Origin of the sequence: Streptococcus oralis, from assembly GCF_023109195.1 — a bacterium.
Lineage (GTDB): Bacteria > Bacillota > Bacilli > Lactobacillales > Streptococcaceae > Streptococcus > Streptococcus oralis_BV.
In genome coordinates this window covers 922,474-943,738 of the sequence record NZ_JALDUB010000001.1, presented here as the reverse complement: position 1 = coordinate 943,738, position 21,265 = coordinate 922,474, and the positions used below count along the sequence as shown (strand labels likewise).

Below are 21,265 nucleotides of genomic sequence, written 5' to 3'. Positions count from 1 at the left end.
TTTTTTTTTAATCTTTAAAGCTTGTATGGTTGACTGGACCAGAACCATAACCGAGTTGAGGAGCGTCTTGGATGGCTTTTGTGATAAAGGCCTTGGCCTTATCAACAGCCTGGTAAAGACTTCTGCCCTTGGCTAGTTCAGCCGTAATCACTGCAGCAAAGGTACATCCAGTACCATGGGTGTGACAGGTTTGAATTCGTGGGCTTTCCCAGACAAATTGTTCCTCTTTGGTAAAGAGGAAATCCTTGGCACCACCTTCAAGATGACCACCTTTGATAACTACAGACTGAGGACCAAATTCTTTTAAAATCAGGCGACCAGCACGCTGCATGTCTTCTGGATCATGGATTGAAAAACCAACAATCTCTTCTGCCTCAGGAAGATTGGGGGTGATAATGGTTGCAAGGGGAAGCAGGTTTGTTTTTAGGTAGCTTCTCGCACTGGTATCTATCAGGGTATCACCGCTTGTTGCGACCATAACAGGGTCAAGCACGTAGGGGCAGTCCAGTTTTTTAAGATAGGGTTGGATGATCTCCATGATTTCAGTAGTTGCCAACATCCCAGTTTTTATAGCCTGAGGCTTGATATCCGAAAAGACACTTTCCAGTTGAGCTTCCAGCATTTGGTTGGAGACGTGCTCAATTAGCTGAACACCTCTGGTATTTTGAGCGACAAGGCTGGTCACAACGGCCATTCCATAGACATCTCTAGCTTGGAATGACTTTAAATCAGCCATAATGCCAGCACCGCCACTGGGGTCTGTCCCAGCAATGGTTAGAGCAACGGGTAAATAAGTCATCTAAAACCTCCCAACCAACTGAAGTTTGTATTCTTAAGAACAAGCTAGTCTGTTTTAGGAAGGAAATAGAAGACTGGGTAGTCCTCACTATCATTTCCACTTCCATCAGCTAGCATTACCTAGATTGAGTCAAAGGGATCTAACAGTTGTTAATCTCAGCTTTACGCACCCCTAGTGGTTGTTTTCTTTTTTCTTCAGTATAGCATATTTTTATAGTTTATATAGTAAAATTTGACTGCAAATCTCTCGTTACATGATTAGAATTCTATTTTTCGAAAAAATAATAAAAATTATAGTTGACAAATGTAGATTTCCGGAGTATACTAATAACTGTAATCGACAAATGTAGATTTAGGAGGTGTGATTATGCAGATTTCAGATGCAGAATGGCAGGTCATGAAGATTATTTGGATGCAAGGAGAGCAGACCAGTACGGATTTGATCAGGGTTCTGGCGGAGCGGTTCGACTGGTCCAAGTCGACCATTCAGACTCTTTTGGCTCGTCTGGTTGAGAAAGAGTGTTTGACTAGGAAAAAAGAGGGCAAGTCCTTTGTCTATTCAGCCCTTTTAACTTTGGACCAAAGTCGGGATTTACTTGTCCAAGATATCAAGGACAAGGTTTGTTCTCGTAGGATTAAGAACTTGTTGGCTGATTTGATTGTGGAATGTGATTTTACTCAGGCTGACTTGGAAGACTTGGAAGCTGTGATTTCTGAGAAAAAAGCTAGCGCTGTAACAGAAGTAAAATGTAATTGTATGTAAAGGAGATGTCATGTTAAATCTATTTGTATCTATTGTTGTTTTAGGAATGATTGCTTTTATCCTCTTTTGGTTTTTCAAAAAGCCGCAAGAAGATGCTAAGAGAGCTCAGCAAAAGAATGGCTATCAAGAAATTCGAGTGGAGGTCATGGGAGGATATACTCCAGAAACCATTATCCTCAAAAAATCGCAACCTGCTCGCATTATTTTTGATCGAAAAGATCCTTCACCTTGCTTGGATCAAATCGTTTTTCCAGACTTTGGAGTGCATGCAGATCTGCCTATGGGAGACCAATATGTGGTTGAAATCACACCTGAAGAAGCAGGTGAGTATGGTTTCTCTTGTGGCATGAATATGATGCACGGTAAGATGATTGTAGAATAGGAGAATATTATGACTGAAATTGTAAAAGCAAGCCTTGAAAATGGTGTTCAAAAAATCCGTATCACGGCAGACAAAGGCTACCATCCAGCCCACATTCAACTGCAAAAAGGGATTCCTGCTGAGATTACCTTTCATCGTGTGACACCATCAAACTGTTATAAAGAAGTTCTCTTCGAAGAAGAAGGGATCCTAGAACCAATCGGCGTAGATGAGGAGAAAGTCATTCGCTTTACTCCTCAAGAATTGGGTGAGCATGAATTTTCATGTGGCATGAAGATGCAAAAGGGGAGTTATACCGTAGTTGAGAAGACTCGAAAATCTCTATCACTTTTACAACGTTTTTGGATTACTAGTGTCTTTACTGTGCCTCTTGTGATTCTTATGATTGGGATGTCTACAGGAGGAATTAGTCACCAAGTCATGCGTTGGGGCACCTTTTTAGCCACAACCCCCATTATGCTGGTAGCTGGAGTTCCATATATCAGAAGCGCCTGGGCTAGTTTTAAAAAGCACAATTCCAACATGGATACCTTGGTTGCTCTGGGAACCCTAGTGGCCTATTTCTATAGCTTAGTTGCCCTCTTCACTGGTCTGCCCGTTTACTTTGAAAGTGCTGCATTTATCCTCTTCTTCATTCTTTTGGGAGCAGTTTTTGAGGAAAAAATGCGAAAAAATACTTCGCAGGCAGTCGAAAAATTATTAGACCTACAAGCAAAAACAGCAGAGGTTTTGCGTGATGATGTTTATGTTCAAATACCTCTAGAACAAGTCAAAGTTGGGGATCTCATTCGCGTTCGACCAGGTGAAAAAATTGCCGTTGATGGGACTGTAATAGAAGGAGAAACTAGTATTGATGAATCAATGGTAACTGGGGAAAGTATTCCAGTCGATAAATCAGTTGGAGATGCTGTCATTGGTTCAACCATCAATAATAGTGGTACGATCATTTTTAGAGCTGAAAAAGTAGGTTCTGAAACCATGTTGGCTCAGATTGTAGACTTTGTGAAGAAAGCTCAAACCAGTCGTGCTCCTATTCAAGATTTGACAGACAAGATTTCTGGAATTTTCGTACCAGCAGTTGTCATTTTAGGACTCCTTACTTTTTGGATCTGGTTTGTTTTTCTTGGTGAAAGTTTTGTAACGTCGCTTCTCTATGGTGTTGCAGTCTTGATTATTGCCTGCCCTTGTGCTCTTGGACTTGCGACACCAACAGCACTCATGGTTGGAACAGGACGAAGTGCCAAGATGGGGATTCTTCTCAAAAATGGTACAGTTCTACAGGAAATCCAAAAAGTTCAAACGGTTGTTTTTGATAAGACAGGAACCTTGACCGAAGGGAAGCCAGTAGTGACAGATGTTATCGGAGATGAAGGAGAAGTGCTAAGTTTGGCTGCTTCACTGGAAGATGTATCTCAACACCCGCTAGCTCAAGCTATTGTTAATCGTGCATCTGAACTAGGAATTAGCCTTCACCCAGTGGAAAACTTCCAAGCCTTGCATGGAAAAGGTGTGACTGGGATTATTAATGGTAAGCAAGTCTTGCTGGGGAATGCTAAGCTCTTAGCTGACCTTGCTATTCCACATGATTATCAAGAACGATTTGATTTGCTTGAGAAAGAAGCAAAAACAGTTGTCTTCCTATCCGTGGATGCTCAGTTAAGAGGCTTAATTGCCTTGCAGGATGTCCCTAAGGAAAATGCCAAAGAAGCTATTGCTAAATTGAAAAAACGTGGTCTTAGAACGGTCATGCTTACTGGAGATAATGCTGGAGTAGCCCATGCGATTGCAGAGCAAATTGGTATCGAAGAAGTAATCGCAAATGTCTTGCCAGAGGAAAAGGCACATGAAATTCACAAGCTTCAAAAGAATGGGAAATTGGCCTTTGTTGGAGATGGTATCAATGATGCGCCGGCCCTCAGTGTAGCGGATGTCGGAATTGCCATGGGCTCTGGGACAGATATTGCCATTGAATCAGCAGATCTTGTCCTTACAACCAACAATTTACTAGGATTGGCACGTGCTTTTGATATGAGTAAGAAGACCTTTAATCGTATTCTACTCAATCTTTTCTGGGCTTCTATCTATAACCTCATTGGTATTCCGATTGCAGCAGGAGTCTTTTCAAGTCTTGGTTTGGTGCTCAATCCAGAACTTGCAGGATTGGCCATGGCCTTTAGTTCAGTCTCTGTTCTGATCAGCTCTCTCATGCTTAATTTTACTAAAGTCGATTAAAAAGGCGGTCTTAACCGCTTTTTTGCTATTCTAACACAGATTTTAAAAACGCTTCCAATCTGTACTGTAATAGAGAATAAAAACTTCTGAGCACATTCTTAGGAGACCAAAAACAAATGTGGTAAAGTAGTAGAGTAAAAATTTGCTGAAACGTTTCCAATTAGTATATGAAAACGGATTTATCAAGTTTTAAAAATATTTGAAGGAGAGTTATCATTATGACTCAAGGGAAAATTACTGCATCTGCAGCAATGCTCAACGTATTGAAAACATGGGGCGTAGACACAATCTACGGTATCCCATCAGGAACACTCAGCTCATTGATGGACGCTTTGGCTGAAGACAAAGATATCCGCTTCTTGCAAGTTCGCCACGAAGAAACAGGTGCTCTTGCAGCGGTTATGCAAGCTAAATTCGGCGGCTCAATCGGGGTTGCAGTTGGTTCAGGTGGTCCAGGTGCGACTCACTTGATTAACGGTGTTTACGATGCAGCTATGGATAACACTCCATTCCTTGCTATCCTTGGATCACGTCCTGTTAATGAATTGAACATGGATGCCTTCCAAGAATTGAACCAAAACCCAATGTACAACGGTATCGCTGTCTACAACAAACGTGTCGCTTACGCTGAGCAATTGCCAAAAGTAATCGACGAAGCTTGTCGTGCTGCAGTTTCTAAAAAAGGTCCAGCTGTTGTTGAAATCCCAGTAAACTTCGGTTTCCAAGAAATCGACGAAAACTCATACTATGGATCAGGTTCTTACGAGCGTTCATTCATCGCTCCTGCCTTGAACGAAGTTGAAATCGACAAAGCTGTTGAAATCTTAAACAATGCTGAACGTCCAGTTATCTATGCTGGTTACGGTGGTGTCAAAGCTGGTGAAGTGATTACTGAATTGTCACGTAAAATCAAAGCACCAATCATCACAACTGGTAAAAACTTTGAAGCTTTTGAATGGAACTATGAAGGTTTGACAGGCTCTGCTTACCGTGTTGGTTGGAAACCAGCCAACGAAGTGGTCTTTGAAGCAGACACCGTTCTTTTCCTTGGTTCAAACTTCCCATTTGCTGAAGTTTACGAAGCCTTCAAGAACACTGAAAAATTCATCCAAGTCGATATCGACCCTTACAAACTTGGTAAACGTCATGCCCTTGACGCTTCTATCCTTGGTGATGCAGGTCAAGCAGCGAAAGCAATCCTTGACAAAGTAAACCCAGTAGAATCTACTCCATGGTGGCGTGCAAACGTGAAGAACAACCAAAACTGGCGTGATTACATGAACAAACTCGAAGGTAAAACTGAGGGTGAATTGCAATTGTACCAAGTTTACAATGCAATCAACAAACATGCTGATCAAGACGCTATCTACTCAATCGACGTAGGTGACACTACTCAAACATCTACTCGTCACCTTCACATGACACCTAAGAACATGTGGCGTACATCTCCACTCTTTGCGACAATGGGTATTGCCCTTCCTGGTGGTATCGCTGCTAAGAAAGACAATCCAGATCGCCAAGTATGGAACATCATGGGTGACGGTGCATTCAACATGTGCTACCCAGACGTTATCACAAACGTTCAATACGACCTTCCAGTTATCAACGTTGTCTTCTCAAATGGTAAATATGCCTTCATCAAGGACAAATACGAAGACACAAACAAACACTTGTTTGGTTGTGACTTCCCTAATGCTGACTATGCGAAAATCGCTGAAGCGCAAGGTGCTGTAGGATTTACAGTTGACCGTATCGAAGATATCGATGCAGTTGTTGCAGAAGCTGTTAAATTGAACAAAGAAGGTAAAACTGTTGTGATCGATGCTCGCATCTCTCAACATCGTCCACTTCCAGTAGAAGTACTTGAATTGGATCCAAAACAACACTCAGAAGAAGCAATCAAAGCCTTCAAGGAAAAATACGAAGCAGAAGAACTCGTACCATTCCGCCTCTTCTTGGAAGAAGAAGGATTGCAATCACGCGCAATCAAATAATTTCTCTCATCGAAAATCAAAAGTAAACATTGAAGATTTTATTCTTTGATTTTCATAGAGCGGAACTTGAAAAGATCGGAGTAATCCGGTCTTTTTATGGAGGATAGTAAATGAATTTAAATCAATTAGATATCATCGTTTCAGAAGTTCCTCAAGTCTGTGCTGACTTGGAGCGTATTTTGGATAAAAAGTCCGATTATGTTGATGACAGTTTTGCTCAGTTTACTATTGGCAGTCATTGTCTCATGTTGTCACAAAGTCATTTGGTTCCTTTGGAAAACTTTCAGTCAGGAATCATTCTTCACATTGAGGTTGAGGATGTAGACCAGAACTATCGACGATTGAAAGAGCTTGGTGTCGAGATTTTACACGGTCCTTGTGAAACGGATTGGGGAACAGAGTCCTTGCTTGTAAAAGGTCCAGCTGGTTTAGTGCTTGATTTTTATCGTATGAAATAGGTAATTCTATTATCAAATTTTTTATCTAAACATTCTTGGAGTGAAACTTAAAAAGATCGGAGCAATTCGATCTTTTTTGTATTTATGCGACTTTCAGTCCGTCTCGCTCCGTTAGGTGCGAGACAAAAAACCACCCGTTTTCACGGGTGGTTATGATTTCTACACTTATTGTTTGGCTTCCTGTTTTAATTGTTGCACCTGTTCCTCGTACTGGACAAGCTCCCTGTCTTTTATATTGATAGTCGCTTCTGCTTCAGCAATGCGGCTTCTCAGATCTTGAGTCTTGTTATGGTGATAGCTAATACCAATAGCACTACCAGCAATGATCCCGATTACTAGACAAGTAAAAATCACCAAAATCAAGGGAGCAGATAGTTGTGTAAAGACAAGACTGACAGTTACTGTTTGACGATTGAGTAGACCAAATGAGATCACAATGACTAATAAGCTCAAACCGCCAATTAGATAAGCCTTATCTTTCAGTGACAATTCATTAAATTTTTTTAGCATAAGTTCCTTTTCTCCTGACTATGTTGATAGAAAACTACACACCATTTAGGTATTAACAAAATTCATTTTACTAGAAAATTTCGATACTGTCAATAATTTCTAACGGCTTATTTACCATCAATCAATCGATTCATTGAAAAGGAGTATTCATTTTCTAATATTTGATTGAGTAAACAGAACGGAGCAATTCGGTCTTTTTTCTGTTCCCTCTTTCTTATCACAAGATTGTGATAGTTTATATCTTTATAACAAAAGTTTTAAAGACTTGATTGTTTTGAAAGAATATTTTAAAATAAGATTCAGTAAAAATGAAAGAGGTTTTGAAAATGTCTGAAAAACAAATGAAAATTTTAGGTTGGGTAGCGACCTTTATGTCTGTTATGATGTATGTGTCTTACTTCCCACAAATCATGAACAATCTGGCTGGTCAAAAAGGAAATTTCATCCAGCCCTTGGTTGCTGCCATCAACTGTAGTCTCTGGGTTTACTACGGTCTTTTCAAAAAAGAAAGAGATATCCCCCTTGCAGCAGCTAATGCACCAGGTATTATTTTTGGCCTAGTGACGGTTATTACAGCTTTGATTTAAAAGGAACAGAGGAGACTAGTTTTCAGTCTTCTTTTTTGTTTCAGGGGAGGCTATTTACTTTTTCTAGAGGATAATTTTTTAAAAAACAATCTGATAAACTTAAATAGTAGAATAGTATCAGTATGTCACAGTATTTTATAAGAAAAGGTTTACAGAATAAGTTATAATATAAGTAAATGAACAAGCAAATAAGAAAGTGAGTAGAGTTATGACCGAAAAACTGACTTTTCCGGATGGTTTCTTGTGGGGCGGAGCGACAGCTGCCAACCAGTGTGAGGGTGCTTATAATTTAGAAGGTCGTGGATTGGCGAATGTGGATGTCGTCCCCATCGGTCCAGATCGTGAAGCCATTATCACAGGTCAGAAAAAGATGTTTTCGTTTGAGGAGGGCTATTTTTACCCAGCCAAGCAAGCTATTGATATGTACCATCATTACAAGGAAGATATTGCCCTTTTTGCGGAAATGGGCTTTAAGACTTATCGTCTATCCATTGCTTGGACTCGGATTTTTCCTAAGGGCGACGAAACAGTGCCAAATGAAGCTGGTCTAGCCTTTTATGAGGATTTATTTAAGGAGTGCCACAAGTATGGTATCCAACCTCTGGTGACTATCACTCATTTCGACTGTCCTATGCACTTGATTACAGAGTACGGTGGTTGGCGCAATCGTCGGATGTTAGACTTCTATGAAAAACTTTGTCGCACACTCTTTACCCGCTATAAGGGTTTGGTCAAATATTGGCTTACCTTCAACGAAATCAACATGATTCTCCATGCCCCCTTTATGGGAGCTGGGCTCTGTTTTGAAGAAGGAGAAAATCAAGAACTGGTTAAATATCAGGCTGCACACTATGAGTTGGTAGCTTCAGCTCTTGCGACAAAGATTGCCCACGAAATTGACCCAGAAAATAAGGTGGGATGTATGTTGGCTGCAGGGCAATACTATCCTAACACAGCCCATCCAAGAGACTACTGGGCAGCCATGGAGGAAGACCGCAAGAGTTACTTCTTCATTGATGTTCAAGCGCGTGGGGAATACCCAAACTACGCCAAGAAGCAGTGGGAGCGTGAGCGAATCGAGATTCAAATGACTGCAGAAGATTTAGAGTTGTTGAAGGACAATACTGTTGACTTTGTTTCCTTCTCTTACTATGCAAGTCTAGTAGCCTCAGGTGATCCAGAAGTTAAAGAATTAACTGCTGGAAATATCTTTGCCTCTCTCAAAAATCCTTATCTTGAATCCTCAGAATGGGGATGGCAGATTGACCCACTTGGTCTTCGTATCACCCTCAATGCTATCTGGGATCGTTACCAAAAGCCAATGTTCATCGTGGAAAACGGTCTAGGTGCTATGGATACACCGGATGAGAATGGTCATGTAGCAGATGACTATCGGATTGCTTACTTAGAGGCTCATATCAAGGCCATGCGAGATGCCATTTACCAAGATGGCGTTGACTTGCTTGGTTATACGACTTGGGGCTGTATCGATCTGGTTTCAGCTGGAACAGGCGAAATGAACAAGCGCTATGGCTTTATCTATGTAGATCGAGATAATGCTGGTCATGGAAGCCTCAAACGTAGCAAGAAGAAATCCTTCTACTGGTACAAGGATGTCATTGCCAGCAATGGTGCAAGCATTGAGTAGAGCACATTTGTTCACTATTTTTATAAAATCTTCTCCCTACTTTATAATATGTGAAAAAGAGTTCAATTAGATGGAGCTTTTTGCTATAATGAGGGGAGAAAAATCAGACAGGAGATCGACATGTCAGAACCATTATTTTTACAATCAGTTATGCAAGAAAAAATCTGGGGTGGAACCAAGCTACGTGATGAGTTTGGTTACGACATCCCAAGTGAAAAAATCGGAGAATATTGGGCCATCTCAGCCCATCCAAATGGAGTCTCTAAAGTTGCCAATGGACGCTACCAGGGAACAGACCTCGCTACTTTGTATGCGGAACATCGTGAATTGTTTGGCAATCGTCCTGAGCCTGTATTTCCACTTTTGACTAAGATTCTGGATGCCAACGACTGGCTCAGTGTCCAAGTTCACCCAGACGATGCCTATGGACTAGAGCATGAAGGTGAACTTGGAAAAACAGAATGCTGGTACATTATCGCAGCGGATGAAGGTTCAGAAATTATCTATGGTCACAATGCCAAGTCAAAAGAAGAACTCCGCCAGCAAATCGAGGACAAGAACTGGGATGCCTTGTTGACAAAAGTTCCTGTAAAGGCTGGAGATTTCTTCTATGTACCAAGTGGCACCATGCACGCTATCGGAGCAGGAATTTTGATTCTTGAAACTCAGCAATCTAGCGATACCACTTACCGTGTCTATGACTTTGACCGTAAGGATGATAATGGCAACTTGCGTGAACTTCACCTTGAAAAATCTATCGATGTCTTGAATATTGGCGAGCCTGCCAATAGCCGTCCTGTAACTATCAAAGCAGATGATTTACGTTCCACTCTCCTTGTATCCAATGATTTCTTTGCAGTTTACAAGTGGGAAATTACTGGAAAAGTTGACTTCGAAAAGACAGCTGACTACAGCTTATTCAGTGTCTTGGCTGGTCAAGGTCAACTAACTGTTGACGGGAAAAATTATCCAATCCAAAAAGGTAGCCACTTTATCCTACCAAGTGATGTTGAAGCTTGGACATTGGAAGGGCAAGGTCTGGAATTGATTGTTAGCCATCCATAAAAAAGAAAGGGCCTGAGTTTACTACTCAAGTCCTTTTTGATTACATAAATTGGGCGATGAAGACCACGATGATGATGATTGGAATGATGAAACGAAGAAGGAAGAGCCAGACTTGGAACAGTCCCTGTTTCCATGCTGTTTCATCAAGATGGAGTTCCTCCTTAGCAAGAGCATTTTTAAAGATATAGCCTGTAAAGAGTGACAGGCAGAGAGCTCCAAATGGCATGAGGAGATTGGAAACCAAGAAGTCCATAGCATCAAAGAAAGTCTTCCCCAAAATGTGAACATCCGCCATAACACCGTAAGAAAGGGCTGAAGGAATTCCAAAGACAAAGGTCAAGATTCCTAAAATGGCACTCCACTTGGCACGCTTGCGATTGTCCTGGTTGGTGATATTGCCCACATTGATTTCCAGCATCACGACAGAGGAAGTGACCGTCGCAAAGAGGAAGAGCAAGAGGAAGAGGATGTAGAAAATGGTTCCAAAAGGCATCTTGTCAAAGAGTTGAGGCAAGACGATAAAGAGCAGGCTTGGTCCCCCTTCAGACTGGATATTGAAGGCTGACATGGCTGGGAAAATGGCAAGTCCCGCCATGATGGATACCGAGATGTTCATAGCTACGATGGAAATCCCTGACTGGACCAGATTGGTTTTCTTGTCCAAGTAGGATGCATATGTCAGCATGGCTGTCACCCCTAGTGAGAGAGCAAAGAAAGATTGACCCAGAGCATAGAGGAGACCAGCGCTAGTTAGTTTTGAAAAGTCTGGTTTGAGAAAGTAGAGAACCCCTTCCATGGCATTTGGCAAGCTGAGAGAGCGCCCAATAATCACGACAAAGATGATAAAGAGTAGCGGCATCATGACTTTCGAAGCTCTTTCGATCCCTTTTTGAACCCCACGTGATACAATAAAGATATTCAACAAGATAAAGGCAGCTTGTGCGCCAAGGGCAATGGCTGGATTTGAAATGATTGAAGTAAATAACTGAGCATAATCACCCGTTCCACCAAGTTGGAACAATTTCCCAAACTCAATACCCAGATAGACTAGAATCCATCCTCCGATGACACTGTAAAAGGAGAGGAGGATAAAGAGGGCAAAGGCACCAATCCAACCGATAAAGTTGTACTTGTTATTCTTGCCTAGTTTTCCAAAGGTTTTGATAGCGGAAACGCCAGCGCTACGGCCAAGGGCAAACTCAGCCAGCAGGAGCGGGAAACCGATTAAAATAGTGGAGATGAGAAAGACCAGTAAAAAGCCTCCACCGCCATTAGCAGCAGTCATGTAGGGAAACTTCCAAACGGCTCCAAGTCCGATGGCTGAGCCAGCAGATGCTAGAATAAAGCCTAGTTTCGAGCCCCATTGCGATTTTTCTGACATAGTTGAAACTCCAATCTCGTTTTTAAAATAAGAAAAGGCTACTTGAGTTGTCAAATAGCCCTCTCTCAATAGCTCTTTATGAGCCTTCTGTTTGATTGATAGACTTGACTATCCTATCATGTTTTCTAAGGTCTGTCAAGAAAACCATTTTCAAGTTTTCACACCTTTATCAAAAAGTTAAAATTTTTCGTAAAAACACTTGACTCTGACCTAAGGGGAGGGGTTATACTATCAATGTAATACTCTTCGAAAATCAAATTCAAACCACGTCAGCGTCGCCTTACCGTACTCAAGTACAGCTTGCGGCTAGCTTCCTAGTTTGCTCTTTGATTTTCATTGAGTATAAGGAGGAAATCATGTACCATATAAAAGAAGCTGCGCAGCTTTCAGGTGTCTCTGTTAAGACCCTGCATCACTACGATAAGATAGGGCTCTTGGTTCCCTTAAAGTCGGAAAACGGCTATCGAACCTATAGTCAGGAGGATTTGGAACGACTTCAGGTCATTCTGTACTACAAATATCTAGGCTTTTCTTTAGAAAAAATAGCAGAGCTGTTAAAGGAAGAAAGGACAGATTTATTGCCCCATTTGACCAGACAGTTGGACTATTTGACTCGAGAAAGGCAACACTTGGATACCTTGATTTCCACCTTGCAAAAAACTATTCAAGAACAAAAAGGAGAAAGAAAAATGACGATTGAGGAAAAATTCACTGGATTTAGCTATCAAGACAATCAAAAATACCACCAAGAAGCGGTAGAGAAGTATGGACAGGAAGTCATGAGCCAAGCGCTTGAACGCCAAAGTGGTAGAGAAGATGAGGCTACAGCCGCCTTCAACCAAGTTTTTCAAGCCTTGGCACAAAACCTTAAAAATGGGCTAGCTGCAACAGCGGTCGAAAACCAAGAAGAAGCAGCCAAACTCTTGCAAGCTATTCGTACTTATGGATTTGACTGCTCTATTGAGGTATTTGGTCATATCGGTAAAGGTTACATCTACAACCCAGAGTTCAAGGAAAATATTGACAAATTTGGACCTGGAACAGCCCAGTACACATCAGATGTCATTGCTGCTTACGTTCAGACAAATGCAAAAAAAATAGGCTAGGAATTTCCTAGCCTATTTTTTACTTCAAATCATAAAGCCAGTCGTCACCGTCTTTATAGTAAAAGAATTCACTGAGATCCTCTTCTAAAAAAACACGAAGCATATCAGACATATCATCAGTAGCAAGTTTTAGATGAGATAGATTGTCAAAATCTTCCCACCATACCTTCCCTTCGTCTGAAGACTGGAGTTCACCTGAAAAGTGTTTTGTTTTGTAAAAAAGGACGACATAACGATAATCCTTGTCATCGTACCAGTTTTTGATACCACAGAGTTGTGGTTTGGAAATGGTCAGACCAGTTTCTTCTTTCACTTCACGAATGACAGCATCGACAAAGGATTCGCCACGTTCAACATGACCACCAGGAAGAGTAATGCCAGGCCAGTCAGGATTAACTCGATCTTGAACCAGAACCTTGTCTCCGTTTTTAATCATACACATATTGACAAATTCGACTGTTTCTCTTCTGTTCATCTTGTTCTCCTATTTTGTTAGTAACTTTTCTACTACGTTTAACTTTCGCATGGTCAGAACCACGCCAAACAATTTTTCAAGATAGTTGGTATTGAGCTTTTTTTGTTTTGCAGTTCTAGGGAGATAGAGGTAGAGACAGTGATCACCTACACAAATTTCTTCTTCACCGTAGTCAGCTTTCAATTTTTCTAGTGGCAGACTTTGGATAAATCCCTGATAAAAAATCACATGTATACGATCGTAAAGATAGTCTTCTCTAAATGGATTCTCATGAACAATCTTTTCAAAATCGTTCTTATTCTTGATAACCATTTTTAAGTCGGCCCCAATTTTTTCCTTTATCAGAGTATGAACGCGTTCTCGTATTTCTTCTAAATCTAAGTCACTTTCAAGAATGATATTCCCACTTTGAATATAGGTTCGAACGTGTTGAAAACCAGCTTCTGTCAGAATATCTACCAAATAAGACATTTTCGGGATAGCATTCTTTCCATTAGGAGTAACACCTCTTAGTAAAATAATATGTTCCAAAGGACTTCCTTTCTTATTTGGTATTTATTGGATTTGAGCCTGCTACCCAGCCGGTGCAGAGGGCAGAAGTGATGTTAAAGCCACCCGTGTGGGCATTGATATCCAGTATCTCACCAGCAAAGTGGAGTCCAGGAACGAGCTTGCTTTCGAGGGTTTTGGGATTGATTTCCTTGAGACTGATGCCCCCCTTGGTGACAAAGGATTTGGCAAGGGACATTTTTCCGGTCACAGGGATTTTGAGAGCCTTGATGGACTGGAGAAGTTGTTCGCGTTCCTTTTCAGTTAGCCGTTTAACTTTGTCAGGATATTCTTGAACAAGCAATTCTGCCAAGCGTTCTGGAAGCAAAGTTTTTAAAGCATTTTTCAAGGATTTTTCCCGATTTTCTTCTAGAAATGTAATCAAGTCCTTCTCAGAAAGTTGAGGCAAAACATCGAGTGAGAGAACCTCTCCGCCCTTGACAAAGCTAGACATACGTAGGGCAGCAGGACCTGACAAACCAAAGTGGGTAAAAAGCAAATCATGAGTGATGACATGCTTGCCGTAGCTTAGGGTCACATCGTCCAGTGAAATCCCCTGCAAGGCCTTATGGGGGAAATCTGTCAATAAAGGACTTTCAGCGGCTTCAAGCTCAGTAATGGTATGTTTAAAATGACGGGCAATCTCATGACCAAAACCAGTCGAACCAGTAGAAGGATAGGATTTTCCGCCAGTTGTGACAATGAGTTTTTCACAAGTGAAGGTTTGGTCTGCGGACTTGAGGACAAACTGGTCGTCTATCTTTTTAACCGAAACAATCTCCGTTTGAGTAGCAACTTGACCACCGAGTTCAGTGATTTTCTTTTCTAGCGCCTCGATAATGGTCCGAGACTTGTCACTAGCAGGAAAGACGCGTCCGTGGTCCTCAACCTTGAGTTTAACACCATTTTCTGTAAAAAAATTGATGATATCGTGGTTATCAAACTGAGAGAAGACACTGTAAAGAAAACGCCCATTTCCCGGGATGCCAGCCATTAGGTCATCTAAAGTTCCATTGTTGGTCACATTACAACGACCACCGCCCGTTCCAGCTAATTTTTTGCCAAGTTTGCGATTTTTTTCAATGAGTAGAGTTTTCTGACCATAAAAGCTACTGGAAATGGTAGCCATCATGCCTGCAGGTCCACCACCGATAACAATAGTATCAAAATGTTTCATAGCTCTATTGTACCACAAAAAATAAGAGATGCTTGGCATCTCTTGTTGCTCATAATCTTAGTTAATTTCATATCCCATCAACAAACCGCCATCTTCTGCATAGAAACTGCAGAGACCAGACGTCGGGATGATTTTGATATCCGCTTGCGGGAAGGTTTCTAGCAAGCGTTCTGACAATTGCTGACAGAATTTTTCATTGCTGCGATGAGCCATGACGATACGGCCACCAGCATAACCAGCCTTGATGAGTTCTTCATAGGCTGCTTGAAGGGATTTTTTTGGCCCACGCGCTTTTTGGAGTAGTTCTAGGGTTCCAGTTTCACTTGCTTCCCCAACCATACGAATGTTGAGAAGGCCAACAACTGTACCGATAAGCTTACTCAAACGACCATTTTTGACCAAGTTATCGACCTTAGCGAGTACAAAAAGCAACTTCGTTTTTTCTTGGTAGGCTGTAATAGCTTCAACAATTTCCTCATAAGAAAGTCCTTGATCAATCAAACTATTGATTTTCTCGACAATCAAGTCAACTTCACCACCTGCAGACAATGTATCAATTACATGAATCTGAGTGTCAGGGTGTTCTTCCAGATAGATATTCTTAGCGAGCTGTGCACTATTATGGCTACCTGAAAGAGTACCAGTGATAGTAACGACAAAGATATGCTTAGCACCTTCAAATGCACGCAAGTAATCATCAGGGCTAGGACAAGCTGATTTTGAAGCCTCAGAAGTCGCATACATGGTTTCCATCATGTGGTCAATGTCAAGATTGGCATCATCGATAAAGACCTGATCAGCTACTTGAATGGTTAAAGGAACACTAACAAATTCCGTATCAATAGCAGGAGTTGCCAGTTGACGATAATCACAACCAGAGTCAGCTACAATCTTCCAAGTCATAGAAATTCTCCATCTTTGTCACTTATACATTGACAAAGGTTCTGTCTTTTTTTACAATTATATCATGAAAGCCCTTGAAACAAAAGTACCACCTCTCTGTTGTCACAAGTAGAAAGAAATTGTTATGTCTGAACGTAAAGTATCTGAAAAATCTCTTGAAAATCTCAGAAAATCAAATCAAGAATCCAATTTTTTAACTAGAGAAGCAATCGAGACGGCTCTTTTGCAGCTTCTAGAGAAAAAAGACTTGGCCAAGATCAGCATTTCGGAGCTGGTCAAACGGGCGGGCGTCTCTCGTGCTGCCTTCTATCGTAATTATGACTCCAAAGAAGAGATTTTGGAAAGTGTTTTTAAACGCAGTGTCCATAACATTATGGAACAGTTGAGCCACTACGATGTCAAAACCGATCTTTATCTAGTATGGGTTCACCTTTTTCGAGCAGCCAAGAAAGAAGCCAAGGTTATCCAACTTGCTCTGGACTATCACTTGGAAAAGATTTTCGTCCAAGCTATGCAGGAATTTCTAGAAAAATACCACGGAAAGTCAAAAGGCGTTAGCAGCTACCTTCATTCCTTTTGGAGCTCTGCCATCGTATCGGTTCTGCTCAAATGGATCAAGGATGGCATGAAGGTTCCAGCTGAAAAGATTGCCGATTTACGCTTGCCATTTTTCAAAAAATAGGGGATAAGGAGAAGACTTATGACAGAAAAAAGACTGGCTTGGGATGAGTACTTTGCAGCCCAGGCTTTACTGATTGCTAATCGTTCGACCTGTAAACGTGCCAAGGTGGGAGCAGTCCTAGTTAAGGACAATAAGGTCATTTCAACAGGCTATAATGGTTCCGTATCAGGAACGGAGCACTGTATTGACCACGAATGTCTGGTCATTGAAGGTCACTGTGTTCGAACCCTTCACGCCGAGGTTAATGCTATTCTCCAAGGGGCTGAGCGAGGGGTTCCCAGAGGATTTACAGCCTATGTGACCCATTTCCCTTGTCTGAACTGCACCAAACAACTGCTACAAGTTGGTTGTAAGCGCGTGGTTTATATCAACCAGTACCGAATGGATGACTATGCCCAGTACCTTTATCATGAAAAAGGCACCGAGTTGACCCATTTACCATTAGAGACTGTTCAGACAGCTCTTCAAGAGGCAGATTTGATTTAAAAATTAATAAAAATAAATGGTTTAGAAAGCTTTTTAAACCGTTTTTTGATATAATAAGAAGAATAAATTGAAAGAAGGAACTCAGAAAATGGGAAAAATTGAAGTCATTAATCATCCACTCATTCAACACAAATTGTCAATCTTGCGACGTACAGATACTTCTACAAAAGCTTTTCGTGAACTAGTAGATGAGATTGCGATGTTGATGGGATATGAAGTACTTCGTGATCTTCCACTTGAAGACGTGGAAATCGAAACACCTATCACAAAGACCGTTCAAAAACAATTGGCTGGGAAAAAATTGGCGATTGTCCCAATCTTGCGTGCAGGTATCGGGATGGTAGATGGCCTCTTGAGCTTGGTTCCAGCAGCTAAAGTTGGTCACATCGGTATGTACCGTGATGAAGAAACCCTTCAACCAGTTGAATACTTGGTGAAATTGCCTGAGGATATTGACCAACGTCAAATCTTTGTCGTTGATCCAATGTTGGCAACAGGTGGCTCAGCAATCTTGGCAGTAGATTCGCTTAAAAAACGTGGCGCTTCAAATATCAAGTTTGTCTGCCTAGTATCTGCTCCAGAAGGAGTGAAAGCCCTTCAAGAAGCACACCCAGATGTAGAAATCTTTACAGCAGCCTTGGATGAACGATTGAACGAACATGGTTATATCGTTCCAGGTCTTGGAGATGCTGGAGACCGCTTGTTCGGTACTAAATAAAATCCCAAAGTAAATAGTGAAACTAGAAGTTCGTTTTTGACTTGAAAGGAGGTTGAGTTTTTGTTTCTGTTTAGAGAATAGAGCAAAAATTTGACCTTTTTTGACCAAAAAGATATAATAGTTCTGTATTGAGTCGTAAGACTAAGAAAATTCAACATAAAAGGAGAAATGAATGATTCCTGTAGTTATTGAACAAACAAGCCGTGGAGAACGTTCCTATGACATTTACTCTCGTCTTCTGAAAGACCGCATCATCATGCTAACAGGTCCAGTTGAAGACAACATGGCCAACTCCGTTATCGCCCAGTTGCTCTTCTTGGATGCCCAAGACAGCACAAAAGATATTTACCTTTATGTCAATACACCTGGAGGATCTGTTTCAGCTGGTTTGGCAATCGTTGATACTATGAACTTTATCAAGGCTGATGTCCAAACAATCGTTATGGGGATGGCTGCATCCATGGGGACTGTCATTGCATCAAGTGGCGCAAAAGGCAAACGTTTCATGCTTCCAAATGCAGAGTACATGATTCACCAACCAATGGGTGGAACAGGTGGTGGTACCCAACAAACCGATATGGCAATCGCTGCAGAGCACTTGCTCAAAACTCGTAAGACATTGGAGCAAATCCTTGCAGATAACTCTGGTAAATCAGTCGAGCAAATTCATGCAGATGCGGAACGTGATTACTGGATGAGTGCCCAAGAAACACTTGAATATGGCTTTATTGATGAAATTATGGCCAACAATTCTTTAAGCTAAGCAACCTAGAAAGCAAACTCGACGGAGTTTGCTTTTTTTGGTATAATAGGGGAAGATTTCTTAGAAAGAGGATCCCTCATGTTTGAAAAAACAAATCGATCAGGATTAATCATCTATCTCTACTATAATCGAGACGCAAAAAAACTTCAGGAATACGGTGATATCTGTTACCATTCCAAAAAACATCGTTACTTACAGCTCTATGTTCCAACTGAGGAGCTAGATGACTTAGTTGAGAGATTAGGTAAGGAAAGATATATCAAGAAAATTAGACGTTGCCATATTCAAGAGCTAGAAACTCCCTTCGTTGGGAATCTCTATCGGACCGAAGAAAACGTTATCATTTAAAAAATTGAACAAATACATTGACAATTTTCTGATAATTCGGTATATTCTTAACATACAATTTTTGAAACAACTATAAGGAGATTAAAAATGAAGAAAAAATTTGCCCTATCTTTTGTGGCTCTTGCTAGTGTGGCTCTTCTTGCTGCCTGTGGAGAGGTCAAGTCAGGAGCGTCAAACACAACTGGAAATCCAGTAGACGAAAAAACAATTAAAATCGGTTTTAACTTTGAAGAGACAGGTGCTGTGGCAGCTTACGGTACAGCTGAACAAAAAGGTGCCCAACTTGCCGTAGACGAAATCAATGCTGCAGGTGGAATTGATGGGAAACAAATCGAAGTTGTAGACAAAGACAACAAGTCAGAAACTGCTGAAGCAGCTTCTGTTACAACAAACCTTGTTACCCAATCAAAAGTGGCAGCTATTGTAGGACCTGCGACATCTGGTGCAACTGCTGCAGCTGTAGCTAACGCTACTAAAGCTGGAGTGCCATTGATTTCACCAAGTGCTACTCAAGACGGTTTGACTAAAGGTCAAGATTACCTATTTATCGGAACATTCCAGGATAGCTTCCAAGGGAAGATTATCTCTAACTATGTAACAAACAAATTGAATGCTAAGAAGGTTGTTCTATATACTGACAATGCTAGTGACTATGCTAAAGGTATTGCTAAATCTTTCCGCGAAGCCTACAAGGGTGAGATTGTAGCAGATGAAACTTTTGTAGCAGGTGATACTGACTTCCAAGCAGCCCTTACTAAAATGAAAGGGAAAGAGTTTGACGCTATCGTTGTTCCAGGTTACTACACAGAAGCTGGTAAAATTGTAAACCAAGCTCGTGGTATGGGAATTGATAAACCAATCGTTGGTGGTGATGGATTCAACGGTGAAGAATTTGTTCAACAAGCAACTGCTGAAAGAGCATCAAACATTTACTTCATCTCAGGATTCTCAACTACAGTTGACGTTTCTGCAAAAGCTAAAGCTTTCCTTGAAGCATACCGTGCTAAATACAACGAAGAGCCTTCAACATTCTCAGCTTTAGCCTATGACTCAGTTTACCTAGTAGCAAATGCTGCAAAAGGTGCTAAAAACTCAAGTGAGATCAAGGACAACCTTGCTAAAACCAAAGATTTTGATGGTGTAACTGGTCAAACAAGCTTTGATGCTGACCACAATACAGTGAAAACTGCTTACATGATGACCATGAACAATGGTAAAGTTGAAGAAGCAGAAGTTGTAAAACCATAACATTAGAATAGTAATTGAAATGGGGAATGAGCCTTTGACTCACTCCCTGTTTCGGTGTTTATGAACTTGTGAAAATAATGAAATTTTCTAAAAAATAACGATAGAAAAGAGTGAATGCTATGCTCCAACAACTTGTGAATGGTCTAATTCTGGGTAGTGTTTATGCACTTTTGGCTCTGGGTTATACCATGGTTTATGGAATTATCAAACTCATCAACTTCGCCCACGGTGATATTTACATGATGGGTGCCTTTATTGGTTACTTTTTGATTAATTCTTTCCAAATGGATTTCTTTTTAGCTTTAATTATTTCAATGGCAGGAACCGCACTACTTGGTGTTGTGATTGAGTTTCTTGCCTACCGTCCTTTACGACACTCTACACGTATTGCTGTATTGATTACTGCCATCGGAGTGTCTTTCCTACTGGAATACGGAATGGTTTATCTAGTGGGCGCCAATACTCGTGCCTTCCCTCAAGCAATTGAAACAGTCCGCTTTGACTTGGGACCAATTAGCTTGACAAATGTTCAATTGATGATTTTAGCAGTTTCTGTACTCTTGATGGTTTTATTGCAATTGATCGTCCAAAAAACAAAAATGGGGAAAGCCATGCGTGCGGTATCAGTTGATAGTGACGCAGCTCAATTGATGGGAATTAATGTAAATCGTACAATCAGCTTTACCTTTGCTTTGGGTTCAGCCCTTGCTGGTGCAGCAGGAGTCCTCATTGCCCTTTACTACAACTCTCTTGAACCTTTGATGGGTGTGACTCCAGGTCTAAAATCATTCGTTGCGGCCGTACTCGGTGGTATCGGGATTATTCCTGGTGCAGCTCTAGGAGGATTTGTGATTGGCTTGTTGGAAACATTTGCTACTGCCTTTGGTATGTCTGATTTCCGTGATGCTATCGTGTATGGAATCTTGCTTTTGATTCTGATTGTTCGACCTGCAGGTATCCTTGGTAAGAATGTGAAAGAGAAGGTGTAAACA

At 41.1% G+C, this 21,265-nt stretch carries 23 protein-coding genes and 1 riboswitch; of the genes, 16 read left to right on the top strand and 7 right to left on the bottom strand.

The window, feature by feature from the left end; translation table 11 throughout:
• Positions 1-7: 7 nt before the first annotated feature.
• Positions 8-799: a bifunctional hydroxymethylpyrimidine kinase/phosphomethylpyrimidine kinase gene (gene thiD, locus M1F65_RS04595; RefSeq protein WP_247925556.1), complete on the bottom strand. Its 792-nt coding sequence runs from the start codon at positions 797-799 to the stop codon at positions 8-10.
• An 84-nt stretch (positions 800-883) separates the two neighbouring features.
• Positions 884-982: riboswitch (TPP riboswitch) on the bottom strand.
• A 183-nt stretch (positions 983-1,165) separates the two neighbouring features.
• Between thiD and M1F65_RS04590 the strand changes: the two genes are divergently transcribed.
• The 5 genes from M1F65_RS04590 (at position 1,166) to M1F65_RS04570 (ending at position 6,627) form a co-directional block, all read left to right on the top strand.
• Positions 1,166-1,561 (top strand): CopY/TcrY family copper transport repressor, encoded by a 396-nt coding sequence (locus M1F65_RS04590; RefSeq protein ID WP_247925555.1) that lies wholly within the window; start codon positions 1,166-1,168, stop codon positions 1,559-1,561.
• A 10-nt stretch (positions 1,562-1,571) separates the two neighbouring features.
• Positions 1,572-1,943, top strand: a complete 372-nt coding sequence (locus M1F65_RS04585) for a cupredoxin domain-containing protein (RefSeq protein WP_000933322.1) — start codon at positions 1,572-1,574, stop codon at positions 1,941-1,943.
• A gap of 9 nt (positions 1,944-1,952) precedes the next feature.
• Positions 1,953-4,175, top strand: a complete 2,223-nt coding sequence (locus M1F65_RS04580; RefSeq protein ID WP_247925554.1) for a heavy metal translocating P-type ATPase — start codon at positions 1,953-1,955, stop codon at positions 4,173-4,175.
• 218 nt (positions 4,176-4,393) lie between these two features.
• Positions 4,394-6,169: a pyruvate oxidase gene (gene spxB / locus M1F65_RS04575; RefSeq protein WP_007520383.1), complete on the top strand. Its 1,776-nt coding sequence runs from the start codon at positions 4,394-4,396 to the stop codon at positions 6,167-6,169.
• Positions 6,170-6,279: 110 nt separating this feature from the next.
• Entirely contained in the window at positions 6,280-6,627 is a 348-nt protein-coding gene (locus M1F65_RS04570; RefSeq protein WP_217970625.1) for a VOC family protein, read from the top strand.
• A gap of 165 nt (positions 6,628-6,792) precedes the next feature.
• On the opposite strand, the gene M1F65_RS04565 is transcribed toward M1F65_RS04570, so the two are convergent.
• Entirely contained in the window at positions 6,793-7,137 is a 345-nt protein-coding gene (locus M1F65_RS04565) for a lipopolysaccharide assembly protein LapA domain-containing protein (RefSeq protein ID WP_000913393.1), read from the bottom strand.
• Positions 7,138-7,463: 326 nt separating this feature from the next.
• Between M1F65_RS04565 and M1F65_RS04560 the strand changes: the two genes are divergently transcribed.
• The 3 genes from M1F65_RS04560 to manA all read left to right on the top strand — a co-directional run bounded on the left by M1F65_RS04560 (position 7,464) and on the right by manA (position 10,437).
• Positions 7,464-7,724 (top strand): SemiSWEET family transporter, encoded by a 261-nt coding sequence (locus tag M1F65_RS04560; RefSeq protein ID WP_001291472.1) that lies wholly within the window; start codon positions 7,464-7,466, stop codon positions 7,722-7,724.
• A gap of 208 nt (positions 7,725-7,932) precedes the next feature.
• Positions 7,933-9,372: a 6-phospho-beta-glucosidase gene (locus M1F65_RS04555; RefSeq protein WP_000136868.1), complete on the top strand. Its 1,440-nt coding sequence runs from the start codon at positions 7,933-7,935 to the stop codon at positions 9,370-9,372.
• A gap of 120 nt (positions 9,373-9,492) precedes the next feature.
• Positions 9,493-10,437, top strand: a complete 945-nt coding sequence (gene manA, locus M1F65_RS04550) for a mannose-6-phosphate isomerase, class I (RefSeq protein ID WP_049516551.1) — start codon at positions 9,493-9,495, stop codon at positions 10,435-10,437.
• A gap of 40 nt (positions 10,438-10,477) precedes the next feature.
• On the opposite strand, the gene M1F65_RS04545 is transcribed toward manA, so the two are convergent.
• Positions 10,478-11,818: a sodium-dependent transporter gene (locus tag M1F65_RS04545; protein WP_247925553.1), complete on the bottom strand. Its 1,341-nt coding sequence runs from the start codon at positions 11,816-11,818 to the stop codon at positions 10,478-10,480.
• 356 nt (positions 11,819-12,174) lie between these two features.
• Here M1F65_RS04545 and M1F65_RS04540 point away from each other — a divergent pair, with 356 nt between their 5' ends.
• A complete protein-coding gene (locus M1F65_RS04540) occupies positions 12,175-12,924 on the top strand; it encodes a MerR family transcriptional regulator (RefSeq protein WP_247925552.1) in 750 nt (249 codons plus the stop codon).
• Positions 12,925-12,943: 19 nt separating this feature from the next.
• Here the strand turns inward: M1F65_RS04540 and M1F65_RS04535 are convergent, their stop codons facing one another.
• From M1F65_RS04535 to M1F65_RS04520, 4 genes are read right to left on the bottom strand one after another with little or no spacing between them, the layout of a single operon-like run.
• A complete protein-coding gene (locus tag M1F65_RS04535; protein ID WP_247925551.1) occupies positions 12,944-13,399 on the bottom strand; it encodes an 8-oxo-dGTP diphosphatase in 456 nt (151 codons plus the stop codon).
• A gap of 9 nt (positions 13,400-13,408) precedes the next feature.
• On the bottom strand, positions 13,409-13,930 hold the full coding sequence (locus M1F65_RS04530) for a DUF1697 domain-containing protein (protein ID WP_008278230.1): 522 nt from the start codon (positions 13,928-13,930) through the stop codon (positions 13,409-13,411).
• Positions 13,931-13,943: 13 nt separating this feature from the next.
• The gene (aao, locus tag M1F65_RS04525) at positions 13,944-15,125 is read right to left on the bottom strand and encodes an aminoacetone oxidase (protein WP_345772942.1); all 1,182 of its coding nucleotides are present in this window, start codon (positions 15,123-15,125) and stop codon (positions 13,944-13,946) included.
• Between the two features lie 57 nt (positions 15,126-15,182).
• Complete coding sequence (locus M1F65_RS04520) at positions 15,183-16,028, bottom strand: DegV family protein (RefSeq protein WP_000219947.1); 846 nt, start codon at positions 16,026-16,028, stop codon at positions 15,183-15,185.
• Between the two features lie 124 nt (positions 16,029-16,152).
• Here M1F65_RS04520 and M1F65_RS04515 point away from each other — a divergent pair, with 124 nt between their 5' ends.
• The 7 genes from M1F65_RS04515 to M1F65_RS04485 all read left to right on the top strand — a co-directional run bounded on the left by M1F65_RS04515 (position 16,153) and on the right by M1F65_RS04485 (position 21,262).
• Positions 16,153-16,710 carry a TetR/AcrR family transcriptional regulator gene (locus M1F65_RS04515; protein ID WP_247925549.1) on the top strand — a complete coding sequence of 186 codons (558 nt, stop codon included), beginning with the start codon at positions 16,153-16,155 and terminating at the stop codon, positions 16,708-16,710.
• Between the two features lie 18 nt (positions 16,711-16,728).
• The gene (locus M1F65_RS04510; RefSeq protein WP_000136990.1) at positions 16,729-17,196 is read left to right on the top strand and encodes a deoxycytidylate deaminase; all 468 of its coding nucleotides are present in this window, start codon (positions 16,729-16,731) and stop codon (positions 17,194-17,196) included.
• Between the two features lie 88 nt (positions 17,197-17,284).
• Positions 17,285-17,914, top strand: coding sequence for a uracil phosphoribosyltransferase (gene upp, locus M1F65_RS04505; RefSeq protein ID WP_000515974.1), 630 nt, complete (start codon positions 17,285-17,287; stop codon positions 17,912-17,914).
• Positions 17,915-18,086: 172 nt separating this feature from the next.
• Positions 18,087-18,677, top strand: coding sequence for an ATP-dependent Clp protease proteolytic subunit ClpP (gene clpP / locus M1F65_RS04500; RefSeq protein WP_000613467.1), 591 nt, complete (start codon positions 18,087-18,089; stop codon positions 18,675-18,677).
• Positions 18,678-18,755: 78 nt separating this feature from the next.
• On the top strand, positions 18,756-19,025 hold the full coding sequence (locus M1F65_RS04495) for a YlbG family protein (protein ID WP_042902526.1): 270 nt from the start codon (positions 18,756-18,758) through the stop codon (positions 19,023-19,025).
• Between the two features lie 87 nt (positions 19,026-19,112).
• Positions 19,113-20,273: an ABC transporter substrate-binding protein gene (locus M1F65_RS04490; protein WP_042902525.1), complete on the top strand. Its 1,161-nt coding sequence runs from the start codon at positions 19,113-19,115 to the stop codon at positions 20,271-20,273.
• A gap of 119 nt (positions 20,274-20,392) precedes the next feature.
• On the top strand, positions 20,393-21,262 hold the full coding sequence (locus tag M1F65_RS04485; RefSeq protein ID WP_000941413.1) for a branched-chain amino acid ABC transporter permease: 870 nt from the start codon (positions 20,393-20,395) through the stop codon (positions 21,260-21,262).
• The last annotated feature ends 3 nt before the right edge of the window (positions 21,263-21,265 follow it).